Source organism: Embleya australiensis, assembly GCF_051903075.1.
Lineage (GTDB): Bacteria > Actinomycetota > Actinomycetes > Streptomycetales > Streptomycetaceae > Embleya.
In genome coordinates this window covers 121645-138267 of sequence record NZ_CP182423.1, presented here as the reverse complement: position 1 = coordinate 138267, position 16623 = coordinate 121645, and the positions used below count along the sequence as shown (strand labels likewise).

At 70.9% G+C, this 16623-nt stretch carries 13 protein-coding genes and 2 pseudogenes; 6 read left to right on the top strand and 9 right to left on the bottom strand.

Translation table 11 applies throughout. The annotated features are described in order from the left end of the window. Positions 1-1472 precede the first annotated feature (1472 nt). The 4 genes from ACMXN5_RS30995 to ACMXN5_RS30980 are packed head-to-tail and all read right to left on the bottom strand — an operon-like array spanning position 1473 to position 5504. Positions 1473-3296 (bottom strand): TniQ family protein, encoded by a 1824-nt coding sequence (locus tag ACMXN5_RS30995; protein WP_439678215.1) that lies wholly within the window; start codon positions 3294-3296, stop codon positions 1473-1475. Positions 3297-3301: 5 nt separating this feature from the next. Continuing rightward, positions 3302-4552, bottom strand: coding sequence for an AAA family ATPase (locus ACMXN5_RS30990; RefSeq protein WP_439678214.1), 1251 nt, complete (start codon positions 4550-4552; stop codon positions 3302-3304). After that, complete coding sequence (locus tag ACMXN5_RS30985; RefSeq protein ID WP_439678212.1) at positions 4549-4872, bottom strand: hypothetical protein; 324 nt, start codon at positions 4870-4872, stop codon at positions 4549-4551. The genes ACMXN5_RS30990 and ACMXN5_RS30985 overlap by 4 nt, the downstream gene beginning before the upstream one ends. Beyond that, positions 4869-5504 carry a hypothetical protein gene (locus ACMXN5_RS30980; RefSeq protein WP_439678211.1) on the bottom strand — a complete coding sequence of 212 codons (636 nt, stop codon included), beginning with the start codon at positions 5502-5504 and terminating at the stop codon, positions 4869-4871. The genes ACMXN5_RS30985 and ACMXN5_RS30980 overlap by 4 nt, the downstream gene beginning before the upstream one ends. On the opposite strand from ACMXN5_RS30980, the gene ACMXN5_RS30975 reads away from it, so the two are divergent. The 3 genes from ACMXN5_RS30975 to ACMXN5_RS30965 all read left to right on the top strand — a co-directional run bounded on the left by ACMXN5_RS30975 (position 5497) and on the right by ACMXN5_RS30965 (position 7063). Beyond that, positions 5497-5643, top strand: a complete 147-nt coding sequence (locus ACMXN5_RS30975; RefSeq protein WP_439678210.1) for a hypothetical protein — start codon at positions 5497-5499, stop codon at positions 5641-5643. The two genes, ACMXN5_RS30980 and ACMXN5_RS30975, sit on opposite strands and share 8 nt — an antisense overlap. A 418-nt stretch (positions 5644-6061) precedes the next feature. Beyond that, a complete protein-coding gene (locus ACMXN5_RS30970) occupies positions 6062-6553 on the top strand; it encodes a hypothetical protein (RefSeq protein WP_439678209.1) in 492 nt (163 codons plus the stop codon). A gap of 192 nt (positions 6554-6745) precedes the next feature. Further along, entirely contained in the window at positions 6746-7063 is a 318-nt protein-coding gene (locus ACMXN5_RS30965; RefSeq protein WP_439678208.1) for a hypothetical protein, read from the top strand. 95 nt (positions 7064-7158) lie between these two features. Here ACMXN5_RS30965 and ACMXN5_RS30960 read toward each other — a convergent pair whose 3' ends face one another. Next, positions 7159-7683 (bottom strand): DUF6283 family protein, encoded by a 525-nt coding sequence (locus ACMXN5_RS30960; RefSeq protein WP_439678206.1) that lies wholly within the window; start codon positions 7681-7683, stop codon positions 7159-7161. A 760-nt stretch (positions 7684-8443) separates the two neighbouring features. Continuing rightward, positions 8444-8569 (bottom strand): hypothetical protein, encoded by a 126-nt coding sequence (locus ACMXN5_RS30955; RefSeq protein ID WP_439678205.1) that lies wholly within the window; start codon positions 8567-8569, stop codon positions 8444-8446. A 155-nt stretch (positions 8570-8724) separates the two neighbouring features. Between ACMXN5_RS30955 and ACMXN5_RS30950 the strand changes: the two are divergent. Next, positions 8725-8943: pseudogene (locus tag ACMXN5_RS30950) on the top strand (DUF2716 domain-containing protein); the annotation flags it as partial. Then, on the top strand, positions 8885-9277 hold the full coding sequence (locus ACMXN5_RS30945; protein WP_439681314.1) for a DUF2716 domain-containing protein: 393 nt from the start codon (positions 8885-8887) through the stop codon (positions 9275-9277). The pseudogene ACMXN5_RS30950 and the gene ACMXN5_RS30945, both read left to right, overlap by 59 nt. 57 nt (positions 9278-9334) lie before the next feature. Here the strand turns inward: ACMXN5_RS30945 and ACMXN5_RS30940 are convergent, their stop codons facing one another. Then, on the bottom strand, positions 9335-9769 hold the full coding sequence (locus ACMXN5_RS30940; protein ID WP_439678204.1) for a hypothetical protein: 435 nt from the start codon (positions 9767-9769) through the stop codon (positions 9335-9337). 313 nt (positions 9770-10082) lie between these two features. On the opposite strand from ACMXN5_RS30940, the gene ACMXN5_RS30935 reads away from it, so the two are divergent. Beyond that, entirely contained in the window at positions 10083-10379 is a 297-nt protein-coding gene (locus ACMXN5_RS30935; protein ID WP_439678202.1) for a hypothetical protein, read from the top strand. 623 nt (positions 10380-11002) lie between these two features. Here ACMXN5_RS30935 and ACMXN5_RS30930 read toward each other — a convergent pair. Beyond that, positions 11003-11572: pseudogene (locus ACMXN5_RS30930) on the bottom strand (DUF6368 family protein). Between the two features lie 736 nt (positions 11573-12308). Next, entirely contained in the window at positions 12309-16601 is a 4293-nt protein-coding gene (locus ACMXN5_RS30925; RefSeq protein ID WP_439678201.1) for an nSTAND1 domain-containing NTPase, read from the bottom strand. Positions 16602-16623 lie beyond the last annotated feature (22 nt).

Below are 16623 nucleotides of genomic sequence, written 5' to 3'. Positions count from 1 at the left end.
GAGCAGAACCCCTTTCCGGCCCCCGAGGCCGCGCCGTCTCGACGACCCGACCCCCCACGCCGGCGTCGCAGCGAGGACGCCACGAAGAACCGAGCCGGCCACGCGGCCCCGTCCACTCGCCACCAGCGAGACCAAGACGTGCGCGTGTGCCACTTCCGAGGCCTTGTCCGGATTCGGCCCGTGCCACCGTTCCCCGACCGGCCCACGCAACGTCGTCGGACGCGCGCCCCGGCCACGCGCGTGCACGGAGGCCGGCCTCGCCCGCAACTCCTCCGGTACGAACCGCAGCCCTGCGTCGAGACGGTGGTCGTCCGTTCCCAAGCGAACACTTCCTCCCGGTCGACAGTGATCGCTCCTGCCCGCCTCGCATCCACCAATCAGCGCACCCGAACGGCGGCGGTACGCACAGGACATCGGTGTGAGGACCGGTGTTTGCACACCGACGAACCCCGGGGTCGCCACAGACTCCCGCCGGGGCTCCACCGAGCCCGTGCCCGCTCCGCCCTCGCCTGCGATCTCGCTCCCGTTTCCCGGCGACGGCCGACCCGCATGATCGTGACACGCGGCCAACCAGGCGGGAACCCATCCGCCGAAGCTGACCGGAACTCTCCGGGCCCTGTCCGAATCGATCTGCGCAGCACGGTCCGAACCACCCAATTCGGCACACCGATCGACGAAGACGAACACGACGACACCCGTACCGCTGCCATCATGGATGCGGGCCTCGAGGCGACGGCGAATGCAGGTTTGGGGGCACCCGGCGGGCCACCCGAGCGGCGCGGGCACGCGGGACCATTCCGCCCCGGGTACGAAGGTGCCCGCGGGCCGGCTTCGTCGCGTTCCGGATTCGGACGGCGACGGGCCATCGGGGAGCGATATCACGATTACCCGCCGGGCCGAACCATTCGACGTCGGCGGTGATCGTCACGCCGTGGTCGTATTGGCCGACCGCACCGCCTGCGATCCGCCCGCACCACAAGTCCTCGAGATCGTCGATACAGGCACAGGAGGTCGCCCCGGAAGGCGACGGCCGGCCGTCGGGCGGCGCGGAGATCGTGCCCAGGATTCCGCGCCGTCGTCCTACCAGGACCGATGCTGCGCAGGGGCGGCTCGTTCGGCGTGGAACTTCACCGCCGGCCCGGTTCGGCCCCCGCGGTTTGACCTCGTCGAGGTTCGCCTCGCCGTCCGGGCGATGGGCGCTCCCCTTTCGGGAACGCCCTTCGGCGAGATCCGGCGCCCCGACGATCGATACCCCCGGTGCCCCGCCGCGCTGCCGACCGATCTCGGCGGCCCCGGGCGCGGACGCTCCACGAGCCCGAAGGCCTCCGGCGCGAGCCGGACAAGGCGGTTCGCCCGATGCCGGACACGACCATGTCCTGCGGGTCGCGCGCACGCCGCGCGGTCTCGGCGTCGGTCCGTCCCGAGACGGATCCCGCCTGCGTGCGCGTGCCGGCGAGGGGGTGGACGAGGGTTCACCTGCGATGGGCGGGGTTCGGGGAGCGGGCCTGGTCGATGCGTAGGGCCAGGCGCGTGGCGTAGCTGTCCAGGAGTCGTCGCATGACGAGGTAGTGGGGAGACGGCGGTCCGGCGGTGGTGCCCGCGAGGTTGCGGCGGAACCATGGACTGTGGTCGATCACGTGCGGGATGCGTGGTGCCAGGTCGGGTTCGCTGTGGGTGACCCTCGACCAGACGAATTCCGACGCCGCCTGGCGTTTGCGTGTGTCGTAGGCGGCGTCGACGCGGTGTCGCAGCGGCGGCAGCCGTCGGTGAATCGCGCGCCATTCCTCCCCGGGAAGCGTCCAGCCGTCCAGGCTCGTTCGTCGGTGGCGGTAGTCGGTGGGGGCGGGCACGGCGTCCAGGAGGGTCGCGAGCCGCGCGAGGGCGTCGTCCTGTTCGAACAGGTTCCGGGGAAGGCGTCGGCCCGAGTGGGGCCTGCGGTCGTCGATGCGCCACCACGACTCGGGAATGCCGAGGTAGCGGGCTGCTTCGCCCAGGTCCATGTCCGAGGCCATCTGGACGAGTCGGATCGCGGCGAGCCTTCGCGCGCGATGGTTCGCGGGTCTCGAGGACAGATGGATCGTCCACGCGTCGGGCAGCCATTGCGGGACGTGTTCGGGTGGATGGCGGGCCTGGTGACGGCGGATCCCGGGGCCTCGGACGAGCGTTCGGGTGAGGGTGGTGTTCGTCAGCACCGCACGGAATTCACGACGCAGACGGTCGGGGGCGTGGCGTTGGAGATGAAGCCGGGTGCGGCCCCATCGTCCGGCGGCGGTTCGGGGTCGGGTGTGCAGCATGGAGCCGAGGACGCCGCGCAACTCCGCCCGGGCGAGGGCGAGTATCGCGTCCGCCGTTTCGAGCAGAGTCGCGGTGGCGAGGGCGGAGCGCGGCGGCGTGTCCCATCTGACCCTGGTGGGGTCGTTCGCGTCGACGGCCCGCCGCCGCAGGTCGCCCACGTACTCCTCGAGCGCGTCGGACGAAGCCGCGAAGCCGAAGTCCCGGCCCACCGGCCAGGTGGCCACGACGACGGCGGACAGGACACGCAGGCCGGTGAAGTGGTGGATCGCCTCTGTCGTGTTCGTGGGTGCGTCGAGCAGGCGGTGGATCCGGTCCTGGAGGGCCCATTGGGAGGGGGTGACCGCGGGCAGGGCGGGGAGGGTGTCGATGTCCAGTCGTGTGCGGCAGATCCGCGCGGGTGCGGTGAGTCCTCCGTCGGGGTTGCGGCACTGGGCGGGGTGCAGTCCGCCCACGGTCGCCCTGGGCAACAGCCGGCACGCGGCCCGGTCGAAGGCGTGTGCGGGTCGTTCGCAGGTGGGGCAGGTGTCGTGCAGGAATGTCCGGTGTTCGGGGCAGGCGAAGACGACGGGCAGTCGCCAACGGATCTTCCAGGGGCCGCCGTGGCGTTGTTGGATCGCGGAGCCGTCGCCGGCCAGACAGCGCGGGCAGTAGCGGGTGAAGTTGGTGAACACCCAGGCGTCGTAGGGGAAGGACGGGGATGCGCGTCCGGTGAGGGACTCGGTGATCGCCGGGTAGCGGGCGGTGTCCGGCGCGAGGGTCAGGCGGGCGGCTTCGGCGGCGGTGAGTCGTGTGACGTCGGCGAACGTGGTCAGCCGTTCGCCCATGCTCAGCAGGAGTCGGCTCGGGGCGTAGGAGGTGAGGGGGTCTTGCAGTCCGGTTCGGGTCAGGAGCATGGCCGGGGTCAGGTCGAGGCGGTGCGCGAGGCGCAGGAGGAGCCCGGGCAGTCCCTCCCCGGGCAGCGGCGTCAGGGTCCGGGGCAGGGGCTCGGCCGGCCGGGGCACGCGGGTCAGCCGTCCGCGGCGGCCGCGGGGCCCCGGTCGTCGAGGACGGTGTTCCTGCCCGCGGTCCTGCGGGCCGGTGCTGGCGGGGAGGACCCGGGGATCGCGGGGACTTCGCCGGCTCGTGGGTCCCGGTCGGGATCGTCGAGGCTGAGGACGATCTCGTCGAGGAGGTCCTCGTCGAGCGTTTCCCTGCCGCTGTCGATCGCTTCCTGGCAGCCGTCCTCGACGAGTCGCTCGAGTAGGCCGATCACGCCGTCGGTGCGGCGCATGAGGTATTCCGGCATGGTGCCACCGGTGAGCATCGCGGTCGGGGCCTTGAGCAGACGCAGGTTGGTCTCCAGGCCGGCGAGGTGGTCGTGGAACGCGGTGATCTGGGGCGGTGTCGTGTACCGGAAGCGGTCGAGTTCGACCAGGTCGAAGCGGCGTTCGGTCTGTGTGGCTTCGAGGCCGTGGACGCGGGCCTGCCGCGCGGACGGCAGCACCCACTGCCGGGATCGGGCGTCCCACCGGCCGTGTCGCAGGAGCCCGGAGCCGACGATGTCGACGCCGACCAGCACGAGGGTGACGTTCATGCTCATCAGGGCGCGGACCAGGTCCAGGGTGTCCTGGTCGTCGGCCCGGTGCATGCGCAGGCGGGTGATGTCGTCGAGGATCAGGGCCTGGGTTCCGTGGTCGTCCAGGGAGTCGGCGACCTGGCGGATCAGTTGCGGAAGGGTCAGCCGACGGGTCTCGGCGCCGAAGAAGTCCAGGATCGCCTGGCACAGGCCCTTGGGTTTCGCGGTGACCGGTGTCTGCACGTAGGCGACGGGCGCGTGCAGACCCCTCGTCCCGTCCGGCGCGTTCGGGTTGAGGTGGTCGTGCAGGTCCAGCCAGGCGTCCTCGAAGGCGGCGGCGACCTCGCAGACCGTCTCGGTCTTGCCCTGGTAGCCCCAGCCGGTGACCATCACCCCGGCCCGTGTCGACGGCCGCGTCTTCAGCGCGTTGTTGCGGATGCGTCGGCTCACCGAACGGGACACCTTCAGGGACATCGGGGTCTCCTGCAGCGGCAGGTTCACGTGCGTCGCGGTGCGGTGCAGGTCGTAGTGGGACCGCTCGCGCTCGCTCATCGTCCGCCATTCGGTGATGGCCAGGCGGGGCGCGGGCGTGAACAGGCCCCGGTTGGTACGCCAGCGCTGCCAGCCCGCGAACGTGTCCCGCCGCGGGGAGGCCCGGGTGAGGAGAGCGGCGAGATCGCCGTGGCTCGGGACCTGGTTCACGCGGGCTCCCCGTGTTCGTCGTCCGGATCCGGCGGCAGCAGGAAGAGGGACCGCCGCCGTACCGCCTCACCCAGCCGCGGCGGCAGCACGGGCCGGTCCGTGTCCCGGACGGCTTCCTCGCGACGGCGCCGCCGGTCCAGGTCGACGGCGTCCTGCACCGTGCGGGCCTGCTCGGCCTGGCGGGCACGGCCGGTCCGTTCCTTCCTGGGCATCCGGGTGGGCCACTGGTCCACGGGGATCTGTCCCGCCTGGACGGTCGCGGAACTCGGGCGCGAACCCGCCCGGCCGGGCGGGCGCGGGCTGAGGCCGTCGCGGGTCACAGGCAGCTCCATGGGCGGTGGCCGCCGGCGCAGGTGGCGGGGGGTTGGGGGAACATCGGGGTGCGGGACGGGGTGGGCTTCGGCTTGGTGCGTTCGGTCCGGTATTGGATCGTCACCGATGCGCGGACGACGAACGCGTGCTCGGTGTAGGCCTGTTGCCAGCGCACGGGTTTGGCATACGTGCCGGTTTCCCCGCGCGGGCTGTACTGCTCGCCCGCTCCCGGCGGTGGCGTCGGATCCGGGAAGCGCACGTCCGGAACCGGTTGTGGTCTCGCCCAGGTCGCCGTGTCCGGCGTCGACCCGAGCCTGTGCGCCTCGCGCTCGAACTGGGCCGTCGACGTCGTGGGATCGTCCGCACCGTAGAAGTGCACGGCCGTGGTCGTGCAGATCACGCCCACCATGCCCGCCTGCGGCTTCGGCCGGGGCGTGGTGTCGCGCCAACACCTGTCGAAAGCGAAACGCTCGAACTCCGCAATCGCCGGCCGGCCGAACACCCAAGTCGCCGGGTTGCTCGTTTGCGACGTGATGAAACCGTCTCGTCGTCCGATGGTGGAATCTAGGCCGTTGACGTGTTCGGGGGAGCAATGCCGTTGTCCGTAATGCCGTAGGCAGGCCCCGCCGGCGATGGCCACCGGATCGAACCACACGGACGCCTCGGACGACACCGTCCCGACGGCGACCGCCCTCGCGGTGGTGGCCGGCGCCGTACTCCTCACCGCCGGCGTCGTGGTGCTCCGGCTCGCCCGTCGAAACCGCCACCGAGGTAACTGATCACCGGCCCCACCCGGGGACGCGGGCCGCCGACGCGTCACGTCGTGGGCCGGGCATCGTGCGGCGATCTCGATCGTCGCCCCGTATTCGTCGATGCGGACCGACGCCTCGTCCCGACAGGCCCAGTTGCTCGACCCGGGCGACCCGACCGGCGACGCAGGCGCGGGCGGACTGCATACGGGGAACGCTGCAACCCTGAAGGGACTTGTGTCCGGGTACATACCCTTCGTGTGCCGAGGCTCGCCGGTTGCCACATCGGCACGATCGCGTTCACCGGACGACCGGCGGGTGGAGCGCTGCTCGACCGAAGGCGTCGGCAGACAGGACGCAGGTCGGAGCGATCGGGTCGCCGACGATGCGTATGCTCTGGGCCCGGCGCACGGGTTGCCTTCGTCGTGTCGTCGGTACGCTTGCCGGTGTGGGGGAGGACCTGGCGACGTGGCGGCCGGTGCTTCCACGCGGGAACGGGGCGTGGATCGGGATTCTGGTGTCCGGTCGGATCGGCGTCGGTGTCGCCGGCGAGGGGCGGGCGAGCCTCGAGGGCTCGGGTTTCGTGCCGATGTGGCCGTTCATGGAGCGCGGACTGTCGGAGTGTCTGGGCGAGTTCCGGGGCCGGTGGGACGTGCTCGCGGACGGTGGGATCGCCTCCCCGGAGCGCCTGTTCGAGCTGACGGTTTCCTCGGCGGTCGAGTCCCGCCGCCCGTACTGGATGCAGGCGGCGGCGTCATGGCTCGTCGAGATGCAGGCCACGCCGGGCTTCGACCGGGCACTCGTGCATACCCTGATCCGGCGCCTGTCCGCGTCGCCCGAGATGTCCCAGCAGTGGAGGCATCGGTTGAGGAAGGCCCTCAAAGGGACCGAGGTCGAGCAAGAAAGCCGGTCCGGGAACCCGAGGAAGCCACCCTCGTGACAACGCAAGCCTGAACGTGCGGGCGGCATCCGACGGCAGGACCGGGCACCGAGGTGGACGACCCCGTTGCCCAAGCTGCGAGAGCACCGCCCCCGGCGGGCACGAGGACACCGCAACACCGGCGCGTCATTCCGATGGCGACCGGCACCCCGTCACACCGTGAGAGCTTTGCGGGGAGCCTTCCGTCGAGGTGTGGTTCCCCATCGGCCCCGGCTGTTCCAAGGCGCCTACACCCCGCGCCCGCCGTCGCTGAGCATCCGCATCTGCGACGCCCGCGCCGCCGCCGAGGCGCGGACCACCCGGTTCCTTCCGCAGCTCCCCGCACACGTCACGAGCGTCGTCTTCAACACCGAGGATGGAGTCGAGAACAGCATCTCGCCCATGGGCACCGACAGTCCGGTGCCCGCGTCGGCCTTCAACTGGCGCGGCACCGCCACCGTGCCGGTCGTCGACGGCGCCAGCTCCCCGGTCGACGTCGGCCCCATCGGTAGCGCCGGCCAAGGCGGCTGACCCACACGACGCGCCGGAGCGGCAAAGGCCTCGGGCGGCAATGTCGAGGAGGGCACCGGTCACCCGTCGATCGATCGGCATACCGCAGCCGACGCTCACGCCTGAGCCGAACCGGGCTGTTCCTTCGAGAGCGCGGTTCGGGGCGGGCGTTGCGTCCGCGTGATCTTGTCGATCGCCGCGCGGGCCGCCGCGCCGGGGCGATCGATGTTCGCCAGGCCGTGTGCCGCGGCTTCCGCACCGGAGCCGAAGAGCGGTATCGGGGACGTGTACTCGATCGCCGCCCATCGGGTGTCGGCGTCGATGCGACCGTCGAGCAGGGCCAATCGCAGCGCCGGGAGGTCGTCACCGCCGTGGCAGCCCACCCACCCGGCACAGACGCGGGCGCCCGGCGCGTCGCGGTCGATCACGTGGCATTGCCACAGTGCCGCCGGCTGAGCGGGCGTCGGCGCATCGTACGGAGGGAGCTTGGCGTACTGCTCGGGCGCCCAAATGCCCGAAGGCACGTCGCGCCGATACGGGCAGGTGCCGCAGGGACGGGACGCGGGCGGGCCGTGAGTGGGCGCGACACCACGCCCGGTGTCGTCGGGTTCGGGGGTCGGGTGCCTGTACGAATGCGACATGTTTCGGCCGTTGTCCTCTGTGACGGGTGCGGGTGCGTCGATGCGAGCCGGGATCACGATGGCACGCGGCGCACGGTCGGGGTTCCGCCGAGGAGCCGGCCGGGCTCCCGGATGTCGGATGGCAGCGCGTGGTCCGCCAACCGGATGCCACCTCGATCCATCCCCGGTTCCTGTGGGGATCGCGCAGCACATGTCGTCGTCGACGACGTAGCTGATTCCGGCCGGTGCCCGCGATGCGGAGTCGGCGGGCAACACCGGTGTGGGGGTGACGGGTTGCTCGATCGCGCCGCGGCCGGGATCGCATCATCCAAGCAGACGGTCTCTTCCGTGACCCGGGTCCTGTCGGGGGCGATGACGATCAGCTGCCACCGGCATTCGCGGAGGCCGATCTCCACCGCGAACGGATCGGGAGAGCCTTCGTGCCCGGGAGTCCTCATGAGGCGTGAGCCTGCCACGTTGTTCTTCGTACATTTCACCCGAGAGAATTCGATGCGCAATGTCGGTCGTCAGACGCTGACGTATTTCGACACCGACCGGAAAATGCGTGGGTAGACCACGCTCGACTACGTCGCCGAGTCGAAACCCGGTGTCCAGCGCGAGCTGCGCAACCGATGTGAAGGCGAGCTCCGTTCGCCGGACCGGATCGACGACCAACAGCTCACAGTCCAGGGAGTCCACGCAGGAATCGTAGGTCCGCAGCCGGAGTTGGCGACCGTCTTTCGTGGTCCACCGGGCAGATGCCGGCGCCGATATCGGCGACCTACCCGCCGGTGCTCTCGTCCTTCAGCCTGCCGTGGTCCCAGCGGCTGACCCGCCCGTGCGCGGTCCACGCGTCCCAGGCGGTCCCGCGCGTCGAACAGGCGCCGGACTCCGCCCTGTTCGGCACGGACGCCTCCGTCGGGGAGGATGGTGACGACGGCCCAGGACGAGGTCCCGTCGTGGATCCAGGCGTTGACGCCGTCCTCGTCCTCGTCCTCGTCGGCGTCGGGTCGGGGCGCCGGCACCACCGGCGAACGAGCCACGCGACGATAGGCTCGCCCGGTGACCGTCGAACGCCTGCGCCACCTGTCCCGTCCCGAATACACGGCCGTCTGGGACCGGTTCGACGCCCGGTTCGCCTTCCGGCCCTGCGTACGCGAGTTCCCGGGCATCACCGAGCCCGCGCCGTCGATCACGTGGAGCCTGGACGCGTTGCGCGACGATCCCGGCGAACGCAACCTCGACCGCCTGGTCGACGTCGTCCAGGACGGGCTCGCCGCCTGCTGCGCGCCCGGGGGAGTCGCTGTGGCTCCTGGACTGGCAGCACACCTGCTACCGGCTGCGCCCGGACGTCCCGGAGACCGACATGTTCCTGCCGCGCGTGCTCGAGGGGCGCTCGCGCGAGGGTTGGCCGTTCGGCCCGTACCCGGCCGGGGACTACCACGTCTTCCTTGCGCAGGATCTGCGGTTCGGCACCTTCGGTCACCCCTGGGAACACACCTTCTGTGTGTTCGGCGCACGACTCCTGGACGCGATCGAACAGGACGTGCAACGCCTGCTGGGACGACCCCTGCGCCGGGACGGGGCACCCGCCGACCGACCCGCCCCGCGGTGACGATCACGTTCTCCAATCCGCACGCGAGCCCACGGGATCCGCCTCGTTCCCGCAGGTTCAGCGGGTGTCGATTCGCCGCCCGGTGGCCGGTGTGGGGAGGAGGTGGTCGAGCGGCAGTGCGTCGTCGTGGGTCCCGCTGTAAGGGGTCGAGTTGGTGATTCCGATGTGGACCGGCCCGCGGGTGGTGCGGGTCTCCAGCGCGGTCCACTGGTCGAGTTCGTGTTCGGCGTACGCGTGGAGCAGGACGGCGAGTCGGATCTCGTGAGCGGGGGTGAACCGGTTCTCCCGCGCGCCGAGCGGCGGCAGCAAAGGGTCGATCGAGTGGAAGTAGCCTTCGGTGGTGCCCGGGGGGAACGTACGGAACATCTCGAGGTAGACGTCCCCGTACTTCGTCCGCACCCGCAGTATGGCCACCTCGTCCAGGACGTGCTCGGCGTACTCGTGCAACACCAGGGCGAGTTGCCGTCGGTCGGTGTCGTCGAACCCGGTCACCGCCCCAGCGTATCGACGCCCCCGGGAGCCCGACCCGGGCGGGTCCGGTCGCCTCCGCCGGTCGCGGGTGTACACCGCCGACGCGGGACGAGCCGTCCGGGCCGGCCCGGCACGGCCGACCTGGTCGTGAGCCGCCTCGACCGCGACGCGTTCTCGTCGAGGACCGCCTGTTCGACGCCCGCGTGACCGTCGTCGGCGATCGGGTGTTCGCCGCGTCGATCACCACGGCACCTCCGCGATCACCGCGGGAACCGCCAGTGCCGCCACAACCACTTGCCAGTTCCGGAGGGCGGTCAATGTCGCGGGAGTCGACTTGAAGCCCGGCATCTGCATCACCAGCAACCAGTCTGCCGGAACGGTGGACATGGCCGGTGGCGCCTCGCAGACCCCCAGCGGCGCGGACGTCATCTTTGCCATGAACAAGGTCGTCAACGGCCAGGCGATTCCGCAGTTCTATTCCCACGTGGGGGGCTGTAGCACTTCCTGTTCCTGGTCACCCTGGTCTGGAGCCGTTCAGCCGGGCAACTACTACAACGTTTCGATGAGCTGGATAGGAGGAGATGGCGTCTGGCACGGCAACGTTCAGTCGCCGACCTACTGGCTCTCCTGAGCCGAGGCCGGCGTGGCCGGCCCCATTCGGGGTTGCAGCAGGGGCCGGCCGCGCTACGCAAGTCCGCCACGAGACCGATTTCCCAGATGGACGATGCGCCCGTCGAGAGGCCCGCCGGGTCATGCCAAGGGCCTCTGGTTGCTGCATTGCTCGGTGGCGAGCCGAACAGCCACGGCCTACGGCCCAGAACCACCAGGTCTGTGGGCGGCTTCGCCGCCCTTGAGCGTTGGACGCTCTGCCCTGCGGCGCCCGAAAGGGCGCCTTCGGCATCTTTATAACCTCCTGCCTCGGCTCCGTCGCCGCCGACAGGCGGCCCCATTGCCGGCTTCAAGTCTTCCGTGACGGGCGCCACAGCAGATGCATCCTGACTCCAGGCTCGCGGGAGCCGCCCGAGAACCCGCGCCTTCAGGGGCCGGGTCGGACTGCCCAGGGTGGCGCAGCCATCGCGTGAGCGATGCCGAAGGCGCCCTTGACCGGCCGGCGCGGCCCTGACTCTCAACTGTCAGGCGGCTCGCGATCTTTGCTGAGCGTTCAAGCAAGTGGGGAACAAAGAGCAGGTCCGGCCGAATCCGGAGATTCTCATCAATGGCGACCTGCTCGCCGAGAAGTCCGCCACCGGGGCGCTAGTTGATCAAGTGGAAGTCGGGATGCCGCAGCCAGGCGTCCAGAAACTCCGGGTCTCCGACGTGTCGAAGCCACCGGCCGCCGCCCCCGGTGTCATAGGACACTTCGACGAGCCTTCCCGGGAGGGCCGACGCCAACGCTCTCGCGCGGGCCGACACCGCCTCGTCTCCCGCGGCGGGGCGACTACCCAGGAGACCATCGAAGTCGACCAGCGCATCGAGACGGTGGGCGAGAGCGAGCACAAGGTGGCCGAGCAGCACGTGGTTCACCGAGCCCTAGCAACCGGCACCGACGATCAGCCCCTGCACCGGAGGACGCGAGAAGGCCGAGTAGTCCTCGTCACCGGCAGGCATTTCCTCGTCCTCGGACAGGAAGAACACGCCGGCGCCGGCCGGGTCGAAGGCACGCAGACCCAAGGCCGAAGCGTCTCGCACCCGGAAGTCCACGTCGCCGCCGACCCTGGGCTCCACCGGGTCGCAGAAGGTCTCCAACCACGGGACCACATCGGCCACGATGTCCGCGAACCCGCGTGGTTCGAACAGCCACAGTCCGACTGCCGGTCCCGACATAACGCCCCCAGACCCTCGTGGCCCACATACCGCAGGGACCCGGTTCTACCAGGCCCCGGCGGCGGACGTCCGATCATTTCGGGGCACGGCCCAAGCTCAAGATCGGCCGGAACGCTCAGGATCCACCAACCATGACCGGGTTCCGACCCACGTGTCACGGCTCAACGGTTCGGCAGAGGCACGGCGAGAGGCCGGCCAACTATTGATCGACATGACCATCTATCGGTCGGCATCCCACAACTCTGTGACCGCCGGCGATAGGTGGCCACACGCGCTCGGAGCGTCGCTGGTCAACGGTGGGGTGGTCATCGACTGTTGGCCACTTTGGTCAGATCCGGTTGGCCATCCGCGTCGACGCCAGACCGGGGTTGAAGGCGGGGCGTGGCGTTCAGGGCCCCGCCGCCGAGGGCCGGCACGGCGGACGCCCCGAGGTCGACGACCACATGCTCGTCTTCGCTCCCGCCCTGCGCGACAAGGGCGTACCCGTTTTCGACGTCCCCGCCGGACTCGTCCTCAAGTCCTGCAGGAACGCCAGCCCTCAGCCGTCGCTCGCGTCGGTGTACCGCGCACTCTCCGCAGCCCACCAAGCGGCACCCGATACGACACCGACGACGACTTCGCTGACGTTTCTTCGCGCCCGACAGGCGAATGCTCACCGGGATCGAACGGATCGAGCGCGACCTTCCTTACGCGTGGAGCGTGGCACGGATTTCGGGGCGTCGGCACGGTCGCGAGGTCATCCGGAGCAGATATTCAGCCCAACGTTCTGTTGGGGCAGGTACCTGTCCTTCTCGTAGGGGGTGAGGTCACGGGCAACGGCCTTGCAGAGCACGTCGGCCGCGGCGTCCGGCAGGGTGAAGGGCCACAGGCGTACGGTGCGGTCGTTGCCCGTGCTGGCGACGGTGTGTCCGTCGGGGCTGAACGCCACCGAGTTCACGCCCTCGGTGTGTCCGATGAGGGTGGCGAAGTTCTTTGCGGTCGCCACGTCCCACAGCCGTACGGTCTTGTCGGCGCTGCCGGTGGCGAGGGTGTGTCCGTCGGGGCTGAACGCCACCGAGATCCCGGCATGGGTGAGAGTGGCGAGGGTCCTTGCGGTTGCCACGTCCCAGAGGCGAACGGTGTCGTCGTAGATGCTGCCGGTGGCGAGGGTGTGTCCGTCGGGGCTGAACGCGACCGACGTCACGGCCGCGGTGTGTCCGGTGAGGGTGGCGAAGTTCTTTGCGGTCGCCACGTCCCACAGCCGTACGGTTTTGTCGAAGCCGCCGGCGGCGAGGGTGTGCCCGTCGGGGCTGAACGCCACCGAGTCCACGGCCCCGTCGTTCGGGTTGTCCCCGGTGTAGGTGGTGAGGGTGGCGAGGGGTTTGCCGGTCGCCACGTCCCACAATTGCGTGCCGTCGCGGGTGCCGATGGCCAGGGTGTGTCCATCGGGGCTGAACGCCACCGAGTCCACGGCTCCCCTGATCTGTCCGGGGAGGGGTTTGCCGGTCGCCACGTCCCACAATCGCGTGCCGTCGCGGGTGCCGGCGGCGAGGGTGTGCCCGTCGGGGCTGAACGCCACCGAGTCCACGGCCCCGTCGTTCGGGTTGTCCCCAGTGTAGGTGGTGAGGGTGATGAGGGTTTTGCCGGTCGCCACGTCCCACAGCCGTACGGTTTTGTCGAGGCCGCCGCTGGTGGCGAGGGTGTGTCCGTCGGGGCTGAACGCCACCGAGTTCACGTCGGAGGCGTGTCCGGTGAGGGTGGTGGGGGTTTTGCCGGTCACGTCCCACAGCCGCACGGTGAAGTCCTTGCCCAGGGAGGCGAGGGTGCGTCCGTCCGGGCTGAACGCCACCGAGAACACGAAGTCGAGGTGTCCGGCGCGGGTGCCGAGGAGCTTTCCGGTCGCCACGTCCCACAGCCGTACGGTCTTGTCGGCGCTGCCGGTGGCGAGGGTGTGTCCGTCGGGGCTGAACGCCACCGAGAACACGCCGTCGGTGTGTTCGTCGTGCCCGGCTTCGGTGTGTGGGGTGAGGGTGGTGAGGGTTATGCCGGTCGCCACGTCCCACAGCCGTACGGTGCCGTCGCCGCTGCCGGTGGCGAGGGTGTGCCCGTCGGGGCCGAACGCCACCGACTTCACGGCGGTGTGTCCGGTCAGGGTGGTGAGGGGTCTGCCGGTCGCGTCCCACAATCGCACGGTGCCGTCGTCGCTTGCGGTGGCGAGGGTGTGCCCGTCGGGGCCGAACTCCACCGGGCGCGTGACGTCGGTGAAGGTGGTGAGGGATTTGCCGGTCGCCGCGTCCCACAGCCGTGCGGTGTGGTCGTCGCCATTGGTGGCGAGGGTGCGTCCGTCGGGGCCGAACTCCACCGAGTACACGGCGTTGGTGTGGCCGGTGAGGGTGGTGAGGGTTTTGCCGGTCGCCACGTCCCACAGCCGTACGGTTTTGTCGAGGCCGCCGCTGGTGGCGAGGGTGTGCCCGTCGGGGCTGAACGCCACCGAGGCCACGGTGTTGGTGTGGCCGGTGAGGGTGGTGAGGAGGTTGCGGGTCGCCACGTCCCACAGCCGCACGGTTTTGTCGAAGCCGCCGGTGGCGAGGGTGCGTCCGTCGGGGCTGAACGCCACCGACTCCACGTCCTTGGTGTCTCCGGCGAGGGGCGTGAGGGGGTTGCCGGTCGCCACGTCCCACAGCCGCACGGTGTCGTCGTGGGCGCTCGTGACGAGGGTGTGTCCGTCGGGGCTGAACACCATCGAGTTCATGGCGTCGCCGTGGCTGGCGAGACGGCGACGCAGGGGAAGTTGCACGGCGGTTTGGAGGCTGCCGATCGCCTCCGTGGTGGGGCTGGTGCGGTAGGCGCCGATCGCGAGGAGGGACGCGAGGTCGGGGTTGGTGTCGATCAGGGAGGCGGACTGGGCGGCGAGTTGCCGGGACTGGGCGACTCGCCGTTGGGTGTCGGCGGCGTGGCGTTGGGCGTCGGCCGTGTGCCGTGCGGTGATCGCCGTCTGTCGTTGCCACAGGGCCAGCCCGGAGGCGATGAGCGCGAGGGCCAGGACGCTCGCCAGGATGACGTTCAGGCGCCTGCTGCGCCGAATGGCGGCCTGCTGGTGGCGTCGTCCGGCCTCGAGGAAGGTCTTCAGGTCGGTCGGCAGTCGGCGCTGATGCGACCAGTCGTTGCCTTCGGTGAGGAGGGTTCCGGCGGGCAGGTCCTGGGGGTGGCGGGACTCCTGCCAGCGGGCGTGCTGGGTGCGGGCGCGGTGGAGCCAGTCGTGGAAGCGGGCGTCCTGGCCGACCCATCTGCGCAGTGTGTCCCAGTCGCGGATGAGCGCGTCGTGGATGAGGTCCGCCACCGGGACCCCGGTCGGGTCGCCCGCCCGACCGGGGACGTGCGCCCGGTCGGTGGCGACGAGGCGGTGACGGGCGAGTACGGCCACGACCTCGTCGACGGCGTCGAAACCGGCGGGTGTGTCGCTGTCGGCGGCGAGATCGCGCAGTTCGTCGAGCGGGAGCTGTTGGCGCACCGCCGGGATGTGCCGGGCGTCGTCGGCCGGGCGGACCAGCGCGGTCAGGACGCGCTGTGCGATGCGTCGCCGGGGTTCGTCGAGTTCACCGAGCGCGGTGTCGCACCAGTCGGCCAGGGCTCCGGTCACGGCCCCGAGGCGGCGGTAGGCGTCGTGGGCGAGGCGGCCGTCGTGGTCGCGGCGGCGCTCCCACAGCCGGCTGAGGGTGACCTCGAGCAGCGGCAGTACCGTGACCGGGGCCTCGAGGCCCGCGGCCGTGCGGGGGTTGAGGGCGAGGACGTCGGAGATGATCCGTTGCGCCAGCCCCGGCTCGAAAGGTGCGCCCAGGTCGTCGGCGGGCCCGGTGACGATCTCCTCCAACTCCCCGCCGTTCAAGGTGGTGGGCACGTTGAGCAGGCCGGGCAACGCGGCCCGCAACAGATCCGGAGCCGACGCGGACAGCCGGGAGTAGAAGTCGTCGCGCATCACCAGGACCACGCCGAGCCTCGCGTCGGATCGGATCGCCGCGGTGATCCGGTCGAGCGACTCCAGGGCTCGCGTCCCGGCGGAGGAGGCGAGGAGTTCCTCGAACTGGTCGACGACCAACACGACGCGGTCGTGGTCGGGGTCGACGGCGAGCAGGTCGGAGACGGCCGCGCCGATGCCCGCGGTGGCGGCTCCGGTCAGGCCCGCCTGTTCGAGGGCGGCCGGCAGGTCCCGTCCCGGCCGCACGACCACCGGGCGCCAGCGGTCGCTGCCCGGCAGCCGTCCCGCGGCCAGCGCCGGGAGCACCCCCGCCTGGACCAGGGACGACTTGCCCGATCCGGAGGGCCCGAGCAGCAGCACCACCCGCCGCCGGCCGCCCAGGGCCGTCAACACCTGACGCACCGCCTCCGCGCGACCGCGGAACCAGCGGGCGTGCTCGGCCGTGAACGGCTCCAGAGCCCGATAGGGCGACACGTCCCGCTCGTCGAGTACGGGCCACACCTGTCGCAGCACCGTCGTCGGCGTGACGTAGGCGATGCCCTGGCCCCGGTCGTGAACGTCCGGGGCCGTGATGGCCGTGAGCATGCCCACCACCAGGCCGCTCACCTCGTCCAGCACCGGCCCGCCGCTGAACCCCGTGGTCAGATCGTTGGCCCCGGTCAGCTGCAACAGATCACCACTGTCGTCGACGGCCGGCAGCAGCTCGCCGGCCGTGGCGAACCCGAAGTGACCGCCCGGCGGGGCCTGTTGCGGGAAACCGAACGAGCGCACCCGGTGCCCGCGGCAGCCCGCCGCCGATCCCAGCGACAGCGGGGCCACTCCCACCGAGCGTTCCAGCGCCACCAGGGCGACGTCCTGTTCCCGCGGCCCACGCCACGGCTCCTCCAGCACCCGGCCCGCGACCGCCGGGGCACCGGGCGCGTGGGGGAACACCAGCCCCACCACCGCACCGGGGCCGTAGCCGCCGTCCACCAGGACGTGCGCACAGGTGACCAGCAGGTCCTCCGCGATCAGGAAACCCGCCCCCACCACCGTCCCGACCCCGTCGCGGACCTGGGCGACGGCCCCAGGCACACCGGGCACAGTCCCGGCCCGG

Bases quoted from the DNA above. Each gene is read 5' to 3' on its own strand.
- ACMXN5_RS30975 (WP_439678210.1), top strand. From the start codon at position 5,497: ATGGCCACCGGATCGAACCACACGGACGCCTCGGACGACACCGTCCCG.
- ACMXN5_RS30960 (WP_439678206.1), bottom strand. From the start codon at position 7,683: ATGTCGCATTCGTACAGGCACCCGACCCCCGAACCCGACGACACCGGG.